The 2,530-nt window shown below is 59.7% G+C and carries 1 protein-coding gene; it reads left to right on the top strand.

The genetic code is table 11. The features are described 5' to 3' along the window. Positions 1–1,011: 1,011 nt before the first annotated feature. Entirely contained in the window at positions 1,012–2,406 is a 1,395-nt protein-coding gene (locus ABID19_RS34175) for an MmgE/PrpD family protein (protein ID WP_263807291.1), read from the top strand. Positions 2,407–2,530: the final 124 nt, after the last annotated feature.

Below are 2,530 nucleotides of genomic sequence, written 5' to 3'. Positions count from 1 at the left end.
GTCCTGTCGCCGTGAACTGGGACATGGACGGGTATAAGCTGGCGGATCGCTGGTGGTTCGCCTGACCTTGACAGATAGCGGTTGTCCCGACCGGCTAACGACGTACGACGCTTGGGAACGACCGGTGCTGGCTTAATCGGCAACAAACTCTCTGGCCTTGCGCGCTACTCGGGCGAGGTTAGGATCGTCGATCAGCTTCGTTCGCTGGTGACATGCGCCACGGCATCTGGCCCAGGCTCGGCCCCGCATGCCCATCCCGGCCATTGCCGCCGGCAAAGACCTCGAAACGAGGCCCCGTGCACCGTGATGCGGTTCGCTGCCTATGTTGCCAGGGTTTCGGCCAACTATCAGGCGAGCCTTTCCTCCCTCGGCTACTGGCGAGCGTGGCCGATGCGGACAGCGCTGCCCCCGCCACGGGATCGAGCGCCCAAGCCGACGCGTAGGCGCCTTCATCGTGCCACAAATCGGTCCGCGCAGGGGCGGAGCTTACTAGGCCGCTCCGGAACCTTGGACTGGGTTGCGAACGGTGTCCCGGAACAGTCCGGCCCTACGCGAAATCTCCCGGATCCATGAATGCTCTCGCAATGCGAACGCTCAAAGCATCCGAGCGCACGAAGTGCTTCAGATACAGCAACCGTCAGCCTAAAAGCTTCCAATCACATCTCTAATGCGCCTTCGTCATCTCACTGTCGGACAGGTAGAATAGGTATCGCTCGAAACCGACTATGTCAAAACATCGGTCGGAACAGGACCTATATCAATGGTGCCGCCCCTGTCGGAGGACGCCTTGTCTTAGAAGCGATTCAATCCCAGCATGGGATCGCAGGTTGCCTCGTCAACTGTAGCCTTCGACTCCTTTGCAGCTGTTTGTCCTGGGCGAAGCTGTAACGCCCCTGCAAAAAATTTCTCAGCTATTCAATTCAATTCAATTGCGAGTTCCGCCCATGGATTCTTATCCTGGCGTCAATCCCTCGGCGCCTCCCGCTCCCGAGGCAGCTAGGAGGTATCCGCGTGGGGCACTTTGCCGAGTTCGCTGTCGCGTTGAACTATAACGATATTCCGGAGGATGTCCGGACCGTACTGCGACGCAGTTTTGCCGACACCATAGGTGTGGCCACAGTGGGGTCGACGACAGAGATTGCGCAGATCACCAAGGATGTCGCTGACCGTTTGTGGCGCGCCTCCCCGCAATCAGGGGCGGCTCGTCTGCTATTCGACGGCCGTCCGGTGAGCCCAGCAGGCGCAGCGTTCGCCGGAGCATTTACGGTTGATTCAATCGACGGCCACGATGGGTCGAGCCCATGCAAGGGGCACGCCGGATCGGCTGTTTTTCCGTCGCTTCTTGCTGTTGCGGATTCGCTCCACGCCGGTGGCCAGTCGGTTACAGGAAGCGGCCTGATGACCGCACTCGCCACGGCTTACGAGATTTCCTATCGGGCTGGCCTTGCACTGCACGGTACCACTGCGGACTATCATACCTCAGGCGCGTGGACCGCTATCGGCGTCGCAGTGGGCGCGGGGCGCTTGCTGAAGCTGGATGTCGACCGAATCCGTCACGCTGCCGGAATTGCTGAGTACCATGGTCCGCGGAGCCAGATGATGCGGTGCATCGACCATCCAACGATGCTGAGGGATGGCGTAGGGTGGGGGGCGCCCTCTGGCGTTATGGCGGCTTACTTGGCGGAGCTGGGATTCACCGGCGCACCAGCTGTGACCATAGAAGGGGACGCAGTTGATGCCTGGTGGAGTGACCTCGGCACGTCATGGCGGATTGTCGAAGACACCCACTACAAGCTGTATCCGGTCTGTCGTTGGGCTCATCCAGCGATCGATGCAGTGCAAGAACTAATGGTCGCTCACGGCGTTCGTAGCCAGGATGTGGTAAAGGTGCGTATCAATACCTTCCACTATGCCGTCCGCCTGGCTGGCCATAATCCGTCAACGCTCGATGAAATGACCTACTCGATCGTCTTTCCGGTTGCGATCATGATTGCGCGCGGGAAAATCGGGCCAGAGGAACTTGCACCCGCGATCCTTGAGGATGTGGAAATCAACCGTATTGCGCAGGCGACCGAGCTGGTCGAGACGGAGCATTATACGCGGATCAGCGTCGGGAAGAGGTGGGCCGACGTCGTCCTGCATTTGAAGGATGACCGCATTCTCCAGTCGGCACCGCGCAGCCCGAAGGGCGATACCGACAACCCCCTGACGGACAACGAGCTCAGGGGCAAGTATGACACCTTCACCGCCGGTTTACTGACGAGTGACCGGGCGGAGGAGCTTCGTCGGCAGGCGTTGACTTTCGACTCCCTGGACTCACGCGGTCTCACGAAACTACTTGACCAGTTGACCAACCCACTGGACTGCGACGCATCCCGCTTCGCAAAGAGAAGGTTTACGAGCTGAGCTTTCCGCCACGCAGCCGCGCAAGTTCACGCCCTCTAATTTAGGAAAAACTGATATGGAGTCGCATTCACCGTTTAGGCCTGCAGGACCAAATCGCCGTGATGTGCTTGCCGGCGCTGCCGCA

It is taken from the genome of Mesorhizobium robiniae (assembly GCF_040545535.1).
In the GTDB taxonomy this organism is placed as follows: Bacteria; Pseudomonadota; Alphaproteobacteria; order Rhizobiales; family Rhizobiaceae; genus Mesorhizobium; species Mesorhizobium robiniae.
This window is presented reverse-complemented; position numbering and strand designations above follow the sequence as displayed.